The following is a 14,509-nucleotide window of genomic DNA, read 5'->3' on the forward strand; positions in this document are numbered from 1 at the left end:
TCAGGCGCTTACAGTATGAGTTTCTAATGTGTGGGCTGTCAATTCACCCGTAGCCTTTGCCTTACGTTCAACAATGCGGCGGCGATGGCAAACAGCAACATGATCAGCATTCCGTTAATCCGCCGTTGGCCGGAAGATATGACCGCCTGACCGGAAATCGGGACGCGCGCATCAATGGCGCCGCGCGCGTCGATCGCGAGAGCATCGACGATGCGCCCGCGCGGATCAACGACGGCCGAGATGCCGTTGTTGGCAGCACGCAACAATGGCAATCCATTCTCCACCGCACGGATCTGGGCCTGTCTGAAATGCTGATACGGACCCGGCGTGTCGCCAAACCACGCATCATTGGTAACGTTCACAATAAGCTGCGCTGACGTTGCGTCAACTGCTACCAGATCGGGAAAGATCACCTCATAGCAGATAAATGGCAGCGCACGGATGCCGTCAGGAAGCGTGATGGCGTGCCGCTCGTTGCCGGCCGCAAACGTCATCGGCCCGGCAACCAGTTGCCCAATGCCGAAACGCTCGAGCAGATCGGCGAAAGGCAGATATTCGCCAAATGGCACCAGATGAACCTTGTCGACAGCGTCAGCGATTTCACCCTTGTCGTCGATCGCCACCACGGAGTTGTAGTAGCGGCTGTCGGCATTCGCGGCCGAGCCGCCTTCCTCGCGGACGACGCCGGCGATCAGCATCTGTCCGGGTCCGAGCATGTCGCCCAGCGCCGTCAACGCGTCCGGACGCTCGGTGAAGAGGAACGGCACCGAGGTTTCGGGCCAGAGGATCAATTGCGGCTTTTCATGACCTGCGTCCGGCGCCTTGGCCGACAGCCCCATCAGGGTCGCGAAAATGCGGTCGCGCACCGAGGCGTCCCACTTTTCCGACAGATCCACAGCCGGCTGAACGATGCGGACATCCAGGCTGTGCGTCGCCGGCTTTTCGGGAGCCGCAAGCCTGACATAGCCGAAACCGACATGGGCGGCGGCGAGGACGACAAACAATGCCGCGCCGAGGCGCAGATGCCGGCGCGCGGCCAGCAGCGCCGGCAATGCGAAGACGAACACCGCGAGCGCGTTCATGCCGATCATGCCGGTCACCGAGACGCTTTGCATCAGCAGGGGCACGGGCATGGCCGCATAGCCGATCGCATTCCAGGGAAAACCGGTGAACAGGAAGCCGCGCAGCCACTCCGCCAGCCCGAAGCCGAAGGCAAGGGCGGCGATGCGCCCGATATCGCTGCTCCACAGCAGGCGGGCAACCACTGACGCAAAGCCGTAGAAAAAGGCGAGTGCAAAGGGAATGCCGACCACCGCGAAGGGAAGCGCCCAGGCGAAGCTGTCGGCCTCGACCAGCAGAGCCGAGCCGATCCACCAGAGGCCGGCAAGGAAATAGCCGAAGCCGAACCACCAGCCGACGGCGAAGGCCGGCCGCAGACGCCGGAACAGGCTGCCGGAGGCCTCGCCCGTGGCGCCGTCGAGCAGCCAGACCAGCAGGGGAAACGAGATGAAACAGGCGGCGAAGAAATCGTAAGGCGCCTGCCCAAGCACCGCCAATGCGCCAGCGAGAAACGCCACGAGCGCGCGCCGCCAACCCCAAAGCAGAATTATCCGGCCGGTCAGGCGCTCCATGCATACTTCCGAGTCGCGCGAATCAGGACGCAAGATTTAACAGGCTGTGGTTCCGCCTCCAAACGCCGGGTGGCTGGCTGCAGCGCGAGCTACGGCCAACGCTCTACCTGTGCCAGCCCTCGATCCGCAAGCCGCCCAGCCGTTCAGCCTCTTCACGGGAGACGAAGCGGATGGTCTGCGTGAAGGTCCAGACATGGCCCTCGGGATCGCGCGCGCGATACTGACGTTCGCCATAGAACTGATCGGTAGGCTCCTGGACTATTTTCGCACCGGCCGCCCGCGCTTGCTCGCAATGTGCGTCCAGACCGTCCTTCAGCCTGATATAGACGGACTGCGTGTTCTTGCCCGAGACGGAAGCCGGGCTGGCGACGTAATCGGTCCATTCGCAATCGACGATGATATAGCTGTCGCCGAACCGCATCTCGGAGTGGATGAGCTTTCCCTCGGCATCGCTGACCACCATGCTGCGCTCGAAGCCGAAAGCCGCCTCAAGCCAGTCCAGCGCGGCACGAGGGTCCTTGTAGAACACCGGAGCCCAGGCTTGAGTGCTTGAACAGATCGTCGAGCGTCATCGGGCGGGCGAAAGGCTCACGCCTGTTCAGCGCGGACCGTGGCCCGCCGGCGGCGCTCGCCCTTCTGGCTCTGCACGATGCGCACGCGCTTGACGCGGCGCGGATCGGCATCGAGGACGTGGAATTCGAAGCCCGGGATGGCCTGCACCACCTCGCCGCGCGCCGGAACGCGGCCAAGTGTGTTGAAGATCATGCCGCCGATGGTGTCGACATATTCGCCGTGTTCGCCGGCGGCGAAATCCTCGCCGATCATCTTGGCGACGTCGTCGATCTCGGCCTTGCCGTCGACGATGAACACGCCGTCGCCGCTCTGGGTGATCATCGGCTCATCGTCGTCATGCTCGTCTTCGATGTCGCCGACCACCATCTCGACGATGTCTTCCAGCGATGCAAGGCCATCGGTGCCGCCATATTCATCGATGACCAGCGCCATCTGCGTGCGCGTCGTCTGCATGCGGCCCATCAGGTCGGAGGCAAGCATCGACGGCGGCACGAACAGCACCGGACGGATCAGGCTGAGGTCGCCAATGGTGCGCGCGAGGTCTACCTGAGTGAGATCGAGAACCGTGGCGGCAGGGGTTTTCCTGGTCGTGCGGCCCTTCTTGACCCGTGCGATCTTGGTGATGTGGGCCAACACGTCCCGGATATGGACCATGCCGCGCGGATCATCGAGCGTCTCGGAATAGACCGGCATGCGCGAATGGCCGGATTGTTCGAAGGTGCCCAGGAGATCGCCGAGCGTCGTCGTGATCTCGACCGCCTGGATGTCGGCGCGCGGCACCATGACGTCCTCGACGCGCACCTCGCGCAAGCGCAGGATGTTGTTGAGCATGGCGCGTTCGCCGGGCGAGAAGGATTCGGCATCGCTCGCCGTCTCGGCGAGCGCGCCGGCGATTTCCTCGCGCAGGCTGGTTCCGTTGCGTTGCCGGAACAGGCCCAGCACGCGGTCGAACAGGGAGGGACCGGCAGGCGATGACTCGATGGCAGCGCTGCCGGTAACGGTACTCGGACTTGATCCCTCTTCCGACGTATCGGAAGCCTTGATCGCACTGCCGGCGTCGGGGCGGGCGGCAGTCTCTGGTTTGTCGTTCATCGTCGTCCGGTCAATTGGTCAGAAGTAGTTACGCGTAGGGATCAGGAATGGCAAGCCTTGCGAGCGCTGCGCGTTCGATGGCCTCCATCGCCTCGGCCTCGGCGTCGGTCTCGTGATCATGGCCCAGCAAATGCAGGAGGCCGTGGATCACAAGATGAGTGATATGGTTCTCGACAGGCTTGTCTTCCAGTGCCGCTTCACGCGCCACCGTCTCGGCGGCGAGCACGATGTCGCCCAGCATCGGTGGCAACGGAGCGCCTTGCACAAGCGGAAAAGCCGGGAAAGACAAGACGTTGGTCGGTTTGTCCTTGCCGCGCCAGCCGGCGTTGAGGGTCCGGATATGGGCGTCGTCGGAAAAAACCAGGCTGAGTTCGGAACAGCCAGCCACGCCGGTTTCGGCGAATGCAGCCTTGACCGCGCGATCGACCAGCCGCGTCAGGCTTGCCTCATCGGGCCAGTTGCCAGCTTCGACTGATATATCGATGTCGACGGGAAGTGCCCCGTCGCCGGCTATTTTGTCCTCAGGCATGAGGCCGCATCGTCACAATCAATTCTCGGCGCCGAGGCCGCGCGCCAGTTTGGCGTCCCGGTCATAGGCCCTGACGATCTCCGCCACCAGCGGATGGCGGACCACGTCGCCATCGTTGAAGCGCACGGTTACCGCGCCTGCCACGCCGTCCAGCACACGCAAGGCTTCGACCAGGCCCGATTTGGTGTTCGAGGGAAGATCGATCTGGGTCGGATCTCCGGTGACGATCATGCGCGAATTCTCGCCGAGACGCGTCAGGAACATCTTCATCTGCATCGGCGTGGTGTTCTGCGCTTCGTCGAGGATGACGGCGGCATGCGCCAGCGTGCGGCCACGCATGAAGGCGAGCGGCGCGATTTCGATCACTTCGGCGGCAATGGCGCGCTCGACCTTGTCAGCGGGCATCATGTCGTAGAGCGCATCGTAGAGCGGCCGCAGATAGGGATCGACCTTCTCCTTCATGTCGCCCGGCAGGAAGCCCAGCCGCTCGCCGGCCTCGACCGCCGGCCGTGAGAGAATGATCCGCTCGACCATGCCGCGCTCGAGCAGCATCGCCGCATGCGCCACCGCCAGGTAGGTCTTGCCGGTGCCGGCCGGGCCGATGCCGAACACCAGTTCCGAGCGCTCCAGCGCCCGCATATAGGCGTCCTGGTTGAGAGATCGGGCATAGATCGTCTTCTTGCGGGTGGCGATCTGGGCGGCGGAGACCTTGCCCTTGCGTTCCAGCGTCGGCAGGGTCAGTTGATCGTCGGCGGCAATCGCCATGCGCACGGCGCCGTCGACGTCGGACTGGCCGATATCGACGCCCTTCTGGAGAATGCCGTAGAGATTGTCCAATGCCCGGCGGGCCTGCTCGGCGGCCGACGCCGAACCCTTGATGGTCAACTGGTTGCCGCGCGAGCGGATGTCGACGCCGAGCTTCTGCTCAAGCCTGGCCAGATTCTCGTCGAACTGACCATAAAGGGCGCTGGCAAGCTTGTTGTTGTCGAAAGTCAGAACGATGTGCGCCATGTCAGAAGCCCCAGATGCCGGCACCGGGGGCAGGTTCTTCAGCTCTGCTGCGCTCAACCGTCTCTCCTCATCTGCCGAGACCCCTAGGCCAATTCGGCGAACAGGCTGTTGTAGCCCGTCTTCGTGATTCGCACCCGGATAATGTCGCCGATTTCGCCAGCCTTTTCATCAACAATAACCGGCTGCAGCCAGGGCGAGCGTCCGACCTTCTGGCCGGCCTGTCGGCCGGGCTTCTCGATCAGCGTGTCGATGGTGCTGCCGACCAGGCTTGTGCCGAAATCCTGCTGCTGCTTGAGAAGCAAGGCCTGCAGCCGCTGCAGGCGCTCGTCCTTGACCGTTTCCGGCACATGGTCGGCCATCTCGGCGCCCGGAGTGCCGGGACGCGGCGAGTATTTGAACGAGAAGGCCGAGGCGTAGTTGACCTGGCGCACCAGTAACATGGTCGCCTCGAAATCCGCCTCGGTCTCGCCGGGGAAGCCGACGATGAAGTCGCCGGAAAGCGCGATATCCGGCCGGACGGCGCGAATGCGGTCGACCAGCGCCAGATAGTCCTTGGCTGTATGCCGGCGGTTCATCGCCTTGAGGATGCGGTCGGAGCCTGATTGCACCGGCAGATGCAGGTAAGGCATCAACGCCGGCAGATCACGGTGGGCGGCGATGAGTTCGTCATCCATGTCGCGCGGGTGGCTGGTGGTGTAGCGCAGCCGCGCCAGCCCTGGGATTTCAGCCAGCCTGAACAGCAGCCGGCCAAGGCCCCACTCCTCGCCGTTCTCGCCCTGGCCGTGCCAGGCATTGACGTTCTGGCCGAGCAGCGTCACCTCGCGCACGCCGGCTTCGGCCAGACGCTGCGCCTCGGCAACAATCTGCGCCACCGGCCGCGACACTTCGGAGCCCCTGGTGTAGGGCACGACGCAGAAGGTGCAGAACTTGTCGCAACCTTCCTGCACGGTGAGGAAGGCGGTGACGCCGCGCTTGATGACCTCGGCGCGCTTCGGCTGCGGCAGATGCTCGAACTTGTCCTCGATGGCGTAGTCGGTCTCGACGATCTTTTCACCGCCGCGCACCCGCGCCAGCACGTCGGGCAGGCGGTGATAGGTCTGCGGGCCGATGACCAGATCGACGGCCGGCGAACGACGGATGATCTCGGCCCCTTCGGCTTGCGCCACGCAACCGGCGACGCCGACCAGCATTTCGCGGCCGGCCAAAGCACGATCGGCTTTCATATCGCGGATACGGCCGAGCTCGGAATAGACCTTTTCGGCTGCCTTTTCGCGGATATGGCAGGTGTTGAGCAGCACCAGATCGGCCTCGCCGATGGCATCGGTCGCGGTGTAGCCGTCGGCGGCCAGCGCATCGGCCATGCGCTGTGAATCATAGACGTTCATCTGGCAACCATAGGTCTTGATGAAGACCTTCCTGGTTGCAGGAACCGGCGCGGCCATTGCTTCGGCCGTGGCAGCGATGTCGTCACGCTCTGTCGTATTCAAGTCCATCGGGCGGCTTCTAACGCCTTTCCGTGACAAAAAACAGCCGATTCTCCGCTGCCGCCGTCATGCGAGCGGGCGGACGCGCAGTGCGGCTAACGGCTCGGGCGCGGATCGGCGAGCGCCGCCTGCATCATCGCGCGCACCTGGCCTTCCATCAGCTTCGACGTTTCCTTGCGGTTCGAGCCCTTGGAAAAGGCGATCGGCTCGCCGAAATGCACCTCGACGTCGAGGGCCCCTTCCGCCAGCAGCACCTTGAGATGCGGCATCAGGTCCTCATCGCCGATCCAGGCGGCAAGCGGCCGGTGCCGGCGGCCGAGCGGCACGCCGTGCAGGCGGGTATAGGCGATCGCCACGGGCTGAATGAAGACCTGCTCCGCCGCGCCTTCCGAAATCGCCATCGAGGCCGCGCCGAACAGCGTGCTCTTGAACGGCAGGATGACGTTGCCGTCGCCGGTCGACCCTTCGGCGAACAGCACCATGGCATCGCCCTTGGCCATGCGGCTGGCGATCTCGCTGGCCTGATCGCCCGAGGAACGCTTGCGCTCGCGCTCGATGAATACGGTGCGCTGCAGCTTCGACAGCATGCCGATCAGCGGCCAACCTTCCATATCGGCTCTGGCGATGAACTTCACATCGACCATCGAGCCGAGCACCATGATGTCGGTCCAGGAGATGTGGTTGGACGCTACCAGCAAGGGGCGCTTGGTCGACAGCGCACCTTTGACATGGATGCGCAAGCCCAACGCCCTGATGATCATCCTGTGCCAGATCTTGAGGATAAAGGTTTCCGGCCACCAGCCGGTCTTCATCGACAGGATCTGCAACGGCACAAGGATCAGTGAGCCGGCGACGACGAGGCCCAGCGCCAGGAAAATCCTGATTTTCTTGATCATCGCCTTACCCCGGCCTCTGGCTAGCGAAGATCGCGACGCATGACAAGCGCCCCGGTCGGTCCGTGCTCGGACGACCTGTAGTAATTCGGGCGTTTGCCGACCTCGCGGAAGCCCAGCCGCCGGTAGAGGGCGATCGCCGCAACATTGGTCTCATCGACCTCGAGGAACAGCGCCTCGGCGCGCTGCGCATGCAGTTCGCGCAACACCGCGTCCATCAACTGCCAGCCCAATCCCTGCCGGCGGTGGGAGCGCGCCACCGCGACGGTCAGGATCTCGCCCTCGCCGGCCGCCAGCCTGGCCAGCACAAAGCCGACCGGGGGCTTGGAGCCCTGCCCGGTTTCGCGAGCGGCATAGCCGAACACGGTTTCCTGTTCGAGCAAAGCGGCGAATTCGCCATCGGTCCACGGGCGGACAAAATCCTCGCGATGCAACAGCGAGACCGCCGGGCTGTCGGCGATCTTCAGCGGCTCAAGCGCATAGTCCCGGCGGCGTGGTTGAAGAAAAGGTATCCGCATTAGTTTTGTTGCCTTGATAGTATGAAACCAGCCTGCGGTTTGGCGTCCGCGCCGCGCAGATATAGCGGTTTCGGCCTCTCGCTGCCGCCCTTGGCGGCAGCCAACCGAGCGTAGGTGGCAATGTCGGCGGTGGCCGTCTGGGGGCCGATATCAACGGCGCGTCCGGCCGATGCGGCGATTTGCGCTGCCGCGGTGCCAGCGAGTACCGAAGCGCTTTCCGTCGCCATGGTGACTGCATTCGCCAGTGTGGTCACAGCCGGACCGTAAGTCAAAACCGACAGTTCATCATAAAATGCGGCATGGATTTCCTCGCGCCCTGCATCGAGCGCCGCAAGCACGGGACGGCCGAGAAATGCCGCTGCTGCCTCACTGGCCAGTGCCTCGAGCGTCGTCACTCCGATCGCCGGGACTTTGAGCGCCAGCGCCAGGCCGCGCGCGGTCGAGACGCCGACGCGCAGACCGGTGAAGGAGCCGGGACCGACAGAGACGGCGATGGCGTCAAGACCGGCATAGTCGGTTGCGGCTGTTTTGAGTGCTTCGGCGATGACCGCCATCAGGTGCTCGGCATGGCCCTTGCCGAGATCGAGCACCGAGCGGCCAAGCTCCTGCCTCGCCGCCGCGTCATAGACGCAGGCGGCGCAGAGGTTGGCGGCACAGTCGATAGCAAGCAATTTCATGAAACGACCGGTTCGAAAAACAATTCCCTGTGCCCGCCACAGCCCGCCGCCGCAAGGGGACAGTGCATAATTTGTTAAGCGGCTTCGCTTCGGCCCGGCTGGAAAAGTATCTATGCAGCCTGTTCGATGCGCAGCATGTGGTTGTCCCAGACATAGTCCGGTTCGGAGCGTGTTGCACCGCTGCCCTCGATGATGTCGCCGGCGCCTGTGGTCGCCATGAAGCTTGTGCCATCGGGCGCAAGGCCGCAAACCTCGACCAGCGCGCTGCTCGAGACGATCCGGCCGTTCGCCGCGTCGATCACCACTAGTGAATTGCCTTCCGGTGAAGAGACGGCGACGGTGCCGGCAAGCGGATTGGCGGCGACCGAACCGATATAGTTGCGGAAGCCGGACAGCACGTCCTGCGGCATGTCGAGCAGTTGCAGTTCCTTGTCACGCGCCGCGCGGCCGACCAGCAAAGGACAATCGGTGCCCGGCCCCCTGTACTGACAGCCGAACCAGACCGTGCCGGATCGATCGGTGTCCATGTGGCGGATCGAAAGCTGGTGCAGTGCCGCCGGCAGTTCGTGCTTCTCGATAAGGTTGCCGGTGACGCGGTCGATCAGCACGTAGGACGGCTTCATGGTGGCGATGTTGAGCTCGGCGCGGCCATAGTCCGGATGGGTCTCGATGCCGCCATTGGCAACCGCAATCGTGCTGCCGTCGCCCAGAAGCAGAAGCTCGTGCGGACCCATGCCATAAGTCGGGAATTCGCCGATGCGGCTGAATCTTGCCCGCGCATCGTAGATACCGACCACCCCGGCAGCATTGTCGAAATCGTTCTCGGTGGCGTAGAGCAGCGCGCCGTCGGGCGAGAACACGCCGTGGCCGAAGAAATGCCGGCCGGTGATGCTGGCGATGGTCAGCGGGGCGTCGCGGCCCGAATGATCGAAAACCACGGCAAAGGTGCCGGGCTGGCGAGCGAAGACCACAGAGCGCTTCGACACCGGATCGAAGGTGACGTCATGCCCGCGGTCGGGCAGGTCGATCGCATGCAGGAGCTTGCCGGCCTCGGACAGGACGGCGGCGCCATAGGTGCCATCGCGCTTGACGAAAGCGGTGGCGAAGACGGCGTCGGCCGCAAGCGTCTTAGCCCAGGCCGAAGGCGCCATCGAGGCAGCAAATCCAATGCCTGCTGCCCGGAGGAAATCGCGGCGGTCGATCAGTGGCGTCTTCAAGGATCAGTCCCCATCCAGCGACGAGAAGCCGGCGGTCAGGCCGAATTCGGCGGTCAGCCTGGTGCCGATCAGGGTCGACAGGCTGGAGGTGATCAGCGCGAAATGCTCGAGTTTTTCACGCAGCGCCGGATCGGCAAGCGCCTTGTCGATCGGACCGCTGACTGGCTCGGCGGTGGCAACGCCGTTGACCAGCTGGATATGGATCGATTCCGCTATCCAGCGCGCGTCAGGCGGCAGTGCGTCGCCGAGTTTCGAGACCTGGAACAAATCATCTATTCCCGACAAATTGGCGGCCAGCGAACTGGTGGTGTTTTGCGACCGCCAGTAGATTGCCTGTCTTGGCTTGTCGGCCGCCGGGCTGGCGCCGAAAAAGCCCTTCAGGCGCACGTCGCGCACCATCTCCAGCTCATTGATGAAGACGCCGACCAGTTCGGTCACCGCTTCGTTGCCATCACGGTAAAGCGCGTTCTGCGGCCCCGGATTGGCCCAAAGCGCCGCAAAACCGTCCGGCTTGTTCCAGGCTGTGCTGACCTCGCCCGCCATGGTTTCGATGTTGCCGGCGATCGCCGCGCCATAGGCGCAGCGATAGGGATCGGCTTTGCCCGTCAGCGCCTCGGCGCCATCGCCGTAAAGCACGAATTCCAGCGCGCCCAACCCTTGCATGGCAACGCTCTTGCCGGCCAGTTGTGCCGCGTCGGTGGCGGTCGGGTCCTTGTCCGACAGCGCCGCCTGCACCTGTTTCAGGCCGATGCTCTTGCGGTCCGGCCAGAAAAGCATGCGTTCCAGCCGGTTGTTCTCCTTGATCGGCCCGAAGCCGATGATCTCGGCTGACGACCAGGCATCGACCGTCGCCGAAAACTGGGCCCGCGCCGCATCGAGGTCTTCTTGCGAGGGCGTGGTGCAAAGCGTGCGCATCGCCTCGGTCAAATGGTCGGCATGGTCGTGCAGGCTGGCATAGGCCGGGCGGACGAAGCCATCGATCGCCCGCTGGATGATTTCAGAGGCTTTCACAGCCGCCGACGCCGGGACGACACCCAGCAGAGCCAGCGGCAGTACGAGAACCAGTGCAGAGCGCTTGAGCATCACAGTGACTCCAGGAATTTGAGCAGCGCATCACGATCGGCCGCGCTGGCGGCGGCAAATCGGTCGCGCGCCTTCTGCGCCTCGCCACCATGCCACAGGATCGCCTCGGTCAGGCTGCGCGCGCGGCCATCATGCAGGAAGAAAGAATTGCCACTGACCGTTTCGGTGAGGCCTATGCCCCACAGTGGTGGGGTGCGCCACTCGTTGCCGGTTGCTTCCCCCACGGACTGGCCATCAGCCAGATCAGGCCCCATGTCGTGCAGCAGGAAGTCGGAATACGGCCAGATCAACTGGAAGGCCTGCGCCTTGTTGGGCGTGCCGCGACGGGTGACGAATTTCGGCGTGTGACAGGCCATGCAGCCGATCTCGTAGAAGACTTTCTTGCCGGCGAGTACACCCGGCCGCTCGAGGTCGCGGCGTGCCGGCACCGCCAGGTTCTGCGAATAGAAGGTGACGAGATCCATCACCGGCGGTGGCGCCTCGACCGGCCCGAGGCGTTGCTGCACGCCGTTCGGCATGGCCAGGCATTTTGCCTGCGCGGCGGTGCAGTCGCCCCAATGTTTCGGCTCTTCCGGCGTCGAGATGCCGATGTCGCCGGCAAAGGCATCCGCCGCCTGCTGGCGGATCGACGCGGTCTGTGCCTTCCAGCCAAAGCGGCCAAGCGTCAGCTCGCCGCTCTGGCCGTCGCGCACGATGTTGGGCCTGCCGGAAATGCCGTCGCCATCCCGGTCTTCCGGATCGGCATGGGCAAGGATATCGGCCGGGGCAATCTGCTCGATCAGGCCAAGGCCGATCATCGGCGGCGTCAGGCGCGGCGACAGCGTGGTGCGCGGATCAAGCGGCCCATAGCCAAGATCGACGACCGAATAGCTGGGTTTGCGCAGGGAAATCACGGTGCCGTCCGCCAGCGTCACCTGCCGTTCCTGGTAGTCGACATGCATCCTGCCTTCGCCGCGCAGGCCGGGCACGGCCAGCTCCTGCAATTGGGTGCCGTAGACGAGGTCGGGAAAGTTGAGCACCCGATGGTCGGCGAGCGCTGCCTTCTCTTCCGCGCTGCTGGCGTCGCGGGCCAGCCGCAGGAACATCGACGTGGTGCCGGCATCGCCTTGCGGCGGACGGCCGCGGCCATCCTTCAGATGGCAGTTCTGGCAGGCGCGTTCGTTGAACAGCGGACCGAGCCCGTCCGACGCCTGCGTCGAGGATGGCGACGACACCCAGTTCTTGCGGAACAGCGCGTTGCCGAGCTTGAAGTCGCCCTCTTCCTCGAAGGTGATGTTGGCCGAGGATTGCGAGAAGGAATCGCGGCTGACGTCCTTCCTGGACGTGCCGGCGCCGCCTTGCATCAGTTCGAACTGCTCGGGCTTGGAAAAATCCGACGTCGGCGTGGTGATGGCCGTAACGCGCGCCTGATCCTTCGGATTGAGGTCGGTACGCGTGGTGGCAAGGCCGGTGGGCTGAAGGTCGCCGGCAACCGCCGAGGAGGTGAATGCCACAACGAGGATGACGTAGCGCCCGCCCGCCGATCCGGCTGGCGTTTTGTGACGAGGCGGCGAGCCACTGGCTCGCCGCAAGCGGCGCACGAATTCTAGCAGGCGCCGCATTCCCGCATGTCCTTAGTCCGCCTCGTCCGCCGATGCGGCGTTGAGTTGGCCGTATTTTTCCTCGCCGATCGAAGCAAGCAGGTCGAGCTGAGTCTCGAGGAAGTCGATGTGCCCTTCCTCGTCCGCCAGCAACTCTTCGAACAGCTTCATCGTCACGTAGTCGCCCGCTTCCTCGCAGATCTCGCGCGAACGCTTGTAGGCGGTACGCGCGTCGTATTCGCCGGCAAGATCGGATTCGAGCACTTCCTTGACATTCTGCCCAATGCGCAGCGGCGCCACGGATTGCAGGTTCGGATGGCCTTCCAGGAAGATGATGCGGGCCACGAGCCGGTCGGCATGGTGCATCTCCTCGATCGATTCCGCCCGCTCCTTTTTTGCCAGCTTGGCGTATCCCCAATCCTCAAGCAGACGGAAATGCACCCAATACTGGTTGACGGCGCCGAGCTCCAGAAAAAGAGCCTCGTTAAGCCGCTCGATGATCTGCTGTTCGCCTTTCATGGGTTCTGCTCCCGTATTGGACGCGCAGGCCTCTGACGCGATCCAGGTGTGAAACGATATCCACGCCGCTCGCCTCCGAGCGGGCGTGGTAATTTTCGGTGACCCGAATGATCGTTTCGACCACATTTGGGAAGCAGCCGCAACAGCGACCGCGCTTTTGCATGGCGTGATAAACCTTTGCCGGCACGACCAGTTGCCAAGGGTCCTGGTCCAGCAGCCCGATGATCGTCTGCTCGATTTCCCTCTCGGTGATGATGTTGCAATGGCAGATCAGCATTTCATGGCTCGGATGGCTGACGGCGCCTCCCGCGCCGTGTGGCTTGATTTCTTGCCGGAGCCCAATCCGAAGCCGATGTCCAGCTTCGGTCAGGCCCCAGCCTGTCGACGCTTACTTGAACACCTTGTCGGGTGCGTCGAGGCTGTCGGACCCCTCGAAGGCGATGGCATTGAGCTTCAGGGCGCCAACGGCGCGTTCGACCGACTTGGTCTGGTCGATCAGAGCGTCGATTGCCGCCTGCACAGTGGCGTTGCCTTCGGTGTTGCCCTCGGCGATCTGCTGGTCATAAGCCTCGCCGGCCAGTGCCCGCGCCTTGATCGCTTCCATCTTGGCGACCGTGACATCGAGTTTGTCCGACAGTTCCTTGTCGATTGCCGGATCGGCCGCCTTCACCATATCGGCGACCGACGGCCCCGAAACGACGGTGCCGTCGAGCCTGGTATAGGTGGCATGATAGGCGGCGCGGATGCCGATGGCGTCATAGAGATGCGAATTATAGGTGTTGTCGGAAAAGCAGTCATGCTCCTCTTCCGGATCATGCAGCAGCAGGCCGAGCTTCATGCGTTCGCCGGCGAGTTCGCCGTAGGACAGCGAGCCCATGCCGGTGAAGATCGTCGAGATGGCGGTGTTCGGCTCGCCATCGACGAGGTTCTTGCGCGCCGCGCCGTCTTCCTTCCAGTTTCCGACCATCTCCTGAAGGTCGGAAACCAGAAGGTCGCTGGCCGATTTCAGATATTGGGCGCGGCGATCGCAATTGCCGCCGGTGCAATTCTTGAGATCGTAATCGGTATAGGGGCGCTCGCCGGCGCCCGGACCGGTACCGTGCAGGTCCTGGCCCCAGAGCAGGAACTCGATGGCGTGATAGCCGGTGGCGACATTGGCCTCGACGCCGCCGGCTTCCTGCAGCGTGCCGGAGAGGAATTCCGGCGTCAGGTTGGTGGCATCGACCTTCTTGCCATTGATCTCGATTTCCTTGTTGGCGATCACATTGGCCGTATAGAGCGAATTCGCATCCGATTCGGTGCCATAGCTCTTGGCGACATAGTCGATCAGCCCTTCGTCGAGCGGCCAGGAGTTCACCTTGCCTTCCCAGTCGTCGACGATCTTGTTGCCGAAACGATAGACTTCGGTCTGCTGGTAGGGGACGCGCGATGCCTTCCAGGCGTCGCGGGCGGCGTTGAGGGTCTCCACCGACGGCTTGGCGAGCAGGGCGTCGACCGCCTTGTCTAGCGCCTGCGCGGTGGTCAGCGAATCCTCGTATTTGGCCAGCGCGATGTCGGCATAGGTCGTGATGACCGCCTTCGCATCGGTTCCCGCCTTGGCCGGCAGCACGAACACCGCCGCCGTCAGCAGGGCCGTGGCGCCGATCGCGGCGAGCCTGCCGCCATACCGTGCCGTTATCATCGCTCTCATGACTGTCATCTC

Annotated in this window: 15 protein-coding genes; all 15 read right to left on the reverse strand. The window is 63.7% G+C overall.

Annotation, left to right across the window (positions count from 1 at the left end):
• Positions 1-38: 38 nt before the first annotated feature.
• Positions 39-1,631 carry an apolipoprotein N-acyltransferase gene (lnt, locus tag AC1RZR_RS01385; RefSeq protein WP_477272687.1) on the reverse strand — a complete coding sequence of 531 codons (1,593 nt, stop codon included), beginning with the start codon at positions 1,629-1,631 and terminating at the stop codon, positions 39-41.
• Between the two features lie 103 nt (positions 1,632-1,734).
• Positions 1,735-2,160, reverse strand: a complete 426-nt coding sequence (locus AC1RZR_RS01390) for a VOC family protein (RefSeq protein WP_481827419.1) — start codon at positions 2,158-2,160, stop codon at positions 1,735-1,737.
• 59 nt (positions 2,161-2,219) lie between these two features.
• A complete protein-coding gene (locus AC1RZR_RS01395; RefSeq protein WP_477272683.1) occupies positions 2,220-3,296 on the reverse strand; it encodes a hemolysin family protein in 1,077 nt (358 codons plus the stop codon).
• Positions 3,297-3,324: 28 nt separating this feature from the next.
• Positions 3,325-3,825, reverse strand: coding sequence for an rRNA maturation RNase YbeY (gene ybeY, locus AC1RZR_RS01400; protein ID WP_481827420.1), 501 nt, complete (start codon positions 3,823-3,825; stop codon positions 3,325-3,327).
• An 18-nt stretch (positions 3,826-3,843) separates the two neighbouring features.
• Positions 3,844-4,836 carry a PhoH family protein gene (locus AC1RZR_RS01405; RefSeq protein ID WP_023758127.1) on the reverse strand — a complete coding sequence of 331 codons (993 nt, stop codon included), beginning with the start codon at positions 4,834-4,836 and terminating at the stop codon, positions 3,844-3,846.
• 83 nt (positions 4,837-4,919) lie between these two features.
• Positions 4,920-6,329 carry a tRNA (N6-isopentenyl adenosine(37)-C2)-methylthiotransferase MiaB gene (miaB, locus tag AC1RZR_RS01410; protein WP_481827421.1) on the reverse strand — a complete coding sequence of 470 codons (1,410 nt, stop codon included), beginning with the start codon at positions 6,327-6,329 and terminating at the stop codon, positions 4,920-4,922.
• 86 nt (positions 6,330-6,415) lie between these two features.
• Complete coding sequence (gene olsA, locus AC1RZR_RS01415; RefSeq protein WP_481827422.1) at positions 6,416-7,216, reverse strand: lyso-ornithine lipid O-acyltransferase; 801 nt, start codon at positions 7,214-7,216, stop codon at positions 6,416-6,418.
• Positions 7,217-7,236: 20 nt separating this feature from the next.
• Positions 7,237-7,731 (reverse strand): ribosomal protein S18-alanine N-acetyltransferase, encoded by a 495-nt coding sequence (rimI, locus tag AC1RZR_RS01420; RefSeq protein WP_477272677.1) that lies wholly within the window; start codon positions 7,729-7,731, stop codon positions 7,237-7,239.
• Complete coding sequence (gene tsaB / locus AC1RZR_RS01425) at positions 7,731-8,408, reverse strand: tRNA (adenosine(37)-N6)-threonylcarbamoyltransferase complex dimerization subunit type 1 TsaB (protein ID WP_481827423.1); 678 nt, start codon at positions 8,406-8,408, stop codon at positions 7,731-7,733. Before tsaB ends, rimI begins: the two co-directional genes overlap by 1 nt.
• A gap of 110 nt (positions 8,409-8,518) precedes the next feature.
• Positions 8,519-9,625, reverse strand: coding sequence for a DUF1513 domain-containing protein (locus AC1RZR_RS01430; RefSeq protein ID WP_481827424.1), 1,107 nt, complete (start codon positions 9,623-9,625; stop codon positions 8,519-8,521).
• 3 nt (positions 9,626-9,628) lie between these two features.
• Positions 9,629-10,708 carry an imelysin family protein gene (locus tag AC1RZR_RS01435; RefSeq protein ID WP_481827425.1) on the reverse strand — a complete coding sequence of 360 codons (1,080 nt, stop codon included), beginning with the start codon at positions 10,706-10,708 and terminating at the stop codon, positions 9,629-9,631.
• Complete coding sequence (locus AC1RZR_RS01440; RefSeq protein WP_481827426.1) at positions 10,708-12,309, reverse strand: di-heme oxidoreductase family protein; 1,602 nt, start codon at positions 12,307-12,309, stop codon at positions 10,708-10,710. Before AC1RZR_RS01440 ends, AC1RZR_RS01435 begins: the two co-directional genes overlap by 1 nt.
• A 12-nt stretch (positions 12,310-12,321) precedes the next feature.
• The gene (gene bfr / locus AC1RZR_RS01445; protein WP_256748961.1) at positions 12,322-12,807 is read right to left on the reverse strand and encodes a bacterioferritin; all 486 of its coding nucleotides are present in this window, start codon (positions 12,805-12,807) and stop codon (positions 12,322-12,324) included.
• Positions 12,773-13,084, reverse strand: coding sequence for a (2Fe-2S)-binding protein (locus AC1RZR_RS01450; RefSeq protein WP_477272666.1), 312 nt, complete (start codon positions 13,082-13,084; stop codon positions 12,773-12,775). The genes bfr and AC1RZR_RS01450 overlap by 35 nt, the downstream gene beginning before the upstream one ends.
• A gap of 111 nt (positions 13,085-13,195) precedes the next feature.
• The gene (locus AC1RZR_RS01455; protein ID WP_481829182.1) at positions 13,196-14,488 is read right to left on the reverse strand and encodes an imelysin family protein; all 1,293 of its coding nucleotides are present in this window, start codon (positions 14,486-14,488) and stop codon (positions 13,196-13,198) included.
• Positions 14,489-14,509 lie beyond the last annotated feature (21 nt).

The organism is Mesorhizobium bavaricum, from assembly GCF_056781655.1.

Excerpts from the sequence above, each read along its gene's own strand:
- olsA (WP_481827422.1), bottom strand. The coding sequence starts at position 7,216 with ATGATCAAGAAAATCAGGATTTTCCTGGCGCTGGGCCTCGTCGTCGCC.
- AC1RZR_RS01405 (WP_023758127.1), bottom strand. The coding sequence starts at position 4,836 with ATGGCGCACATCGTTCTGACTTTCGACAACAACAAGCTTGCCAGCGCC.
- AC1RZR_RS01450 (WP_477272666.1), bottom strand. The coding sequence starts at position 13,084 with ATGCTGATCTGCCATTGCAACATCATCACCGAGAGGGAAATCGAGCAG.
- lnt (WP_477272687.1), bottom strand. The coding sequence starts at position 1,631 with ATGGAGCGCCTGACCGGCCGGATAATTCTGCTTTGGGGTTGGCGGCGC.
- tsaB (WP_481827423.1), bottom strand. The coding sequence starts at position 8,408 with ATGAAATTGCTTGCTATCGACTGTGCCGCCAACCTCTGCGCCGCCTGC.
- AC1RZR_RS01395 (WP_477272683.1), bottom strand. The coding sequence starts at position 3,296 with ATGAACGACAAACCAGAGACTGCCGCCCGCCCCGACGCCGGCAGTGCG.
- rimI (WP_477272677.1), bottom strand. The coding sequence starts at position 7,731 with ATGCGGATACCTTTTCTTCAACCACGCCGCCGGGACTATGCGCTTGAG.
- miaB (WP_481827421.1), bottom strand. The coding sequence starts at position 6,329 with ATGGACTTGAATACGACAGAGCGTGACGACATCGCTGCCACGGCCGAA.
- bfr (WP_256748961.1), bottom strand. The coding sequence starts at position 12,807 with ATGAAAGGCGAACAGCAGATCATCGAGCGGCTTAACGAGGCTCTTTTT.
- AC1RZR_RS01455 (WP_481829182.1), bottom strand. The coding sequence starts at position 14,488 with ATGATAACGGCACGGTATGGCGGCAGGCTCGCCGCGATCGGCGCCACG.
- ybeY (WP_481827420.1), bottom strand. The coding sequence starts at position 3,825 with ATGCCTGAGGACAAAATAGCCGGCGACGGGGCACTTCCCGTCGACATC.
- AC1RZR_RS01440 (WP_481827426.1), bottom strand. The coding sequence starts at position 12,309 with ATGCGGCGCCTGCTAGAATTCGTGCGCCGCTTGCGGCGAGCCAGTGGC.
- AC1RZR_RS01435 (WP_481827425.1), bottom strand. The coding sequence starts at position 10,708 with ATGCTCAAGCGCTCTGCACTGGTTCTCGTACTGCCGCTGGCTCTGCTG.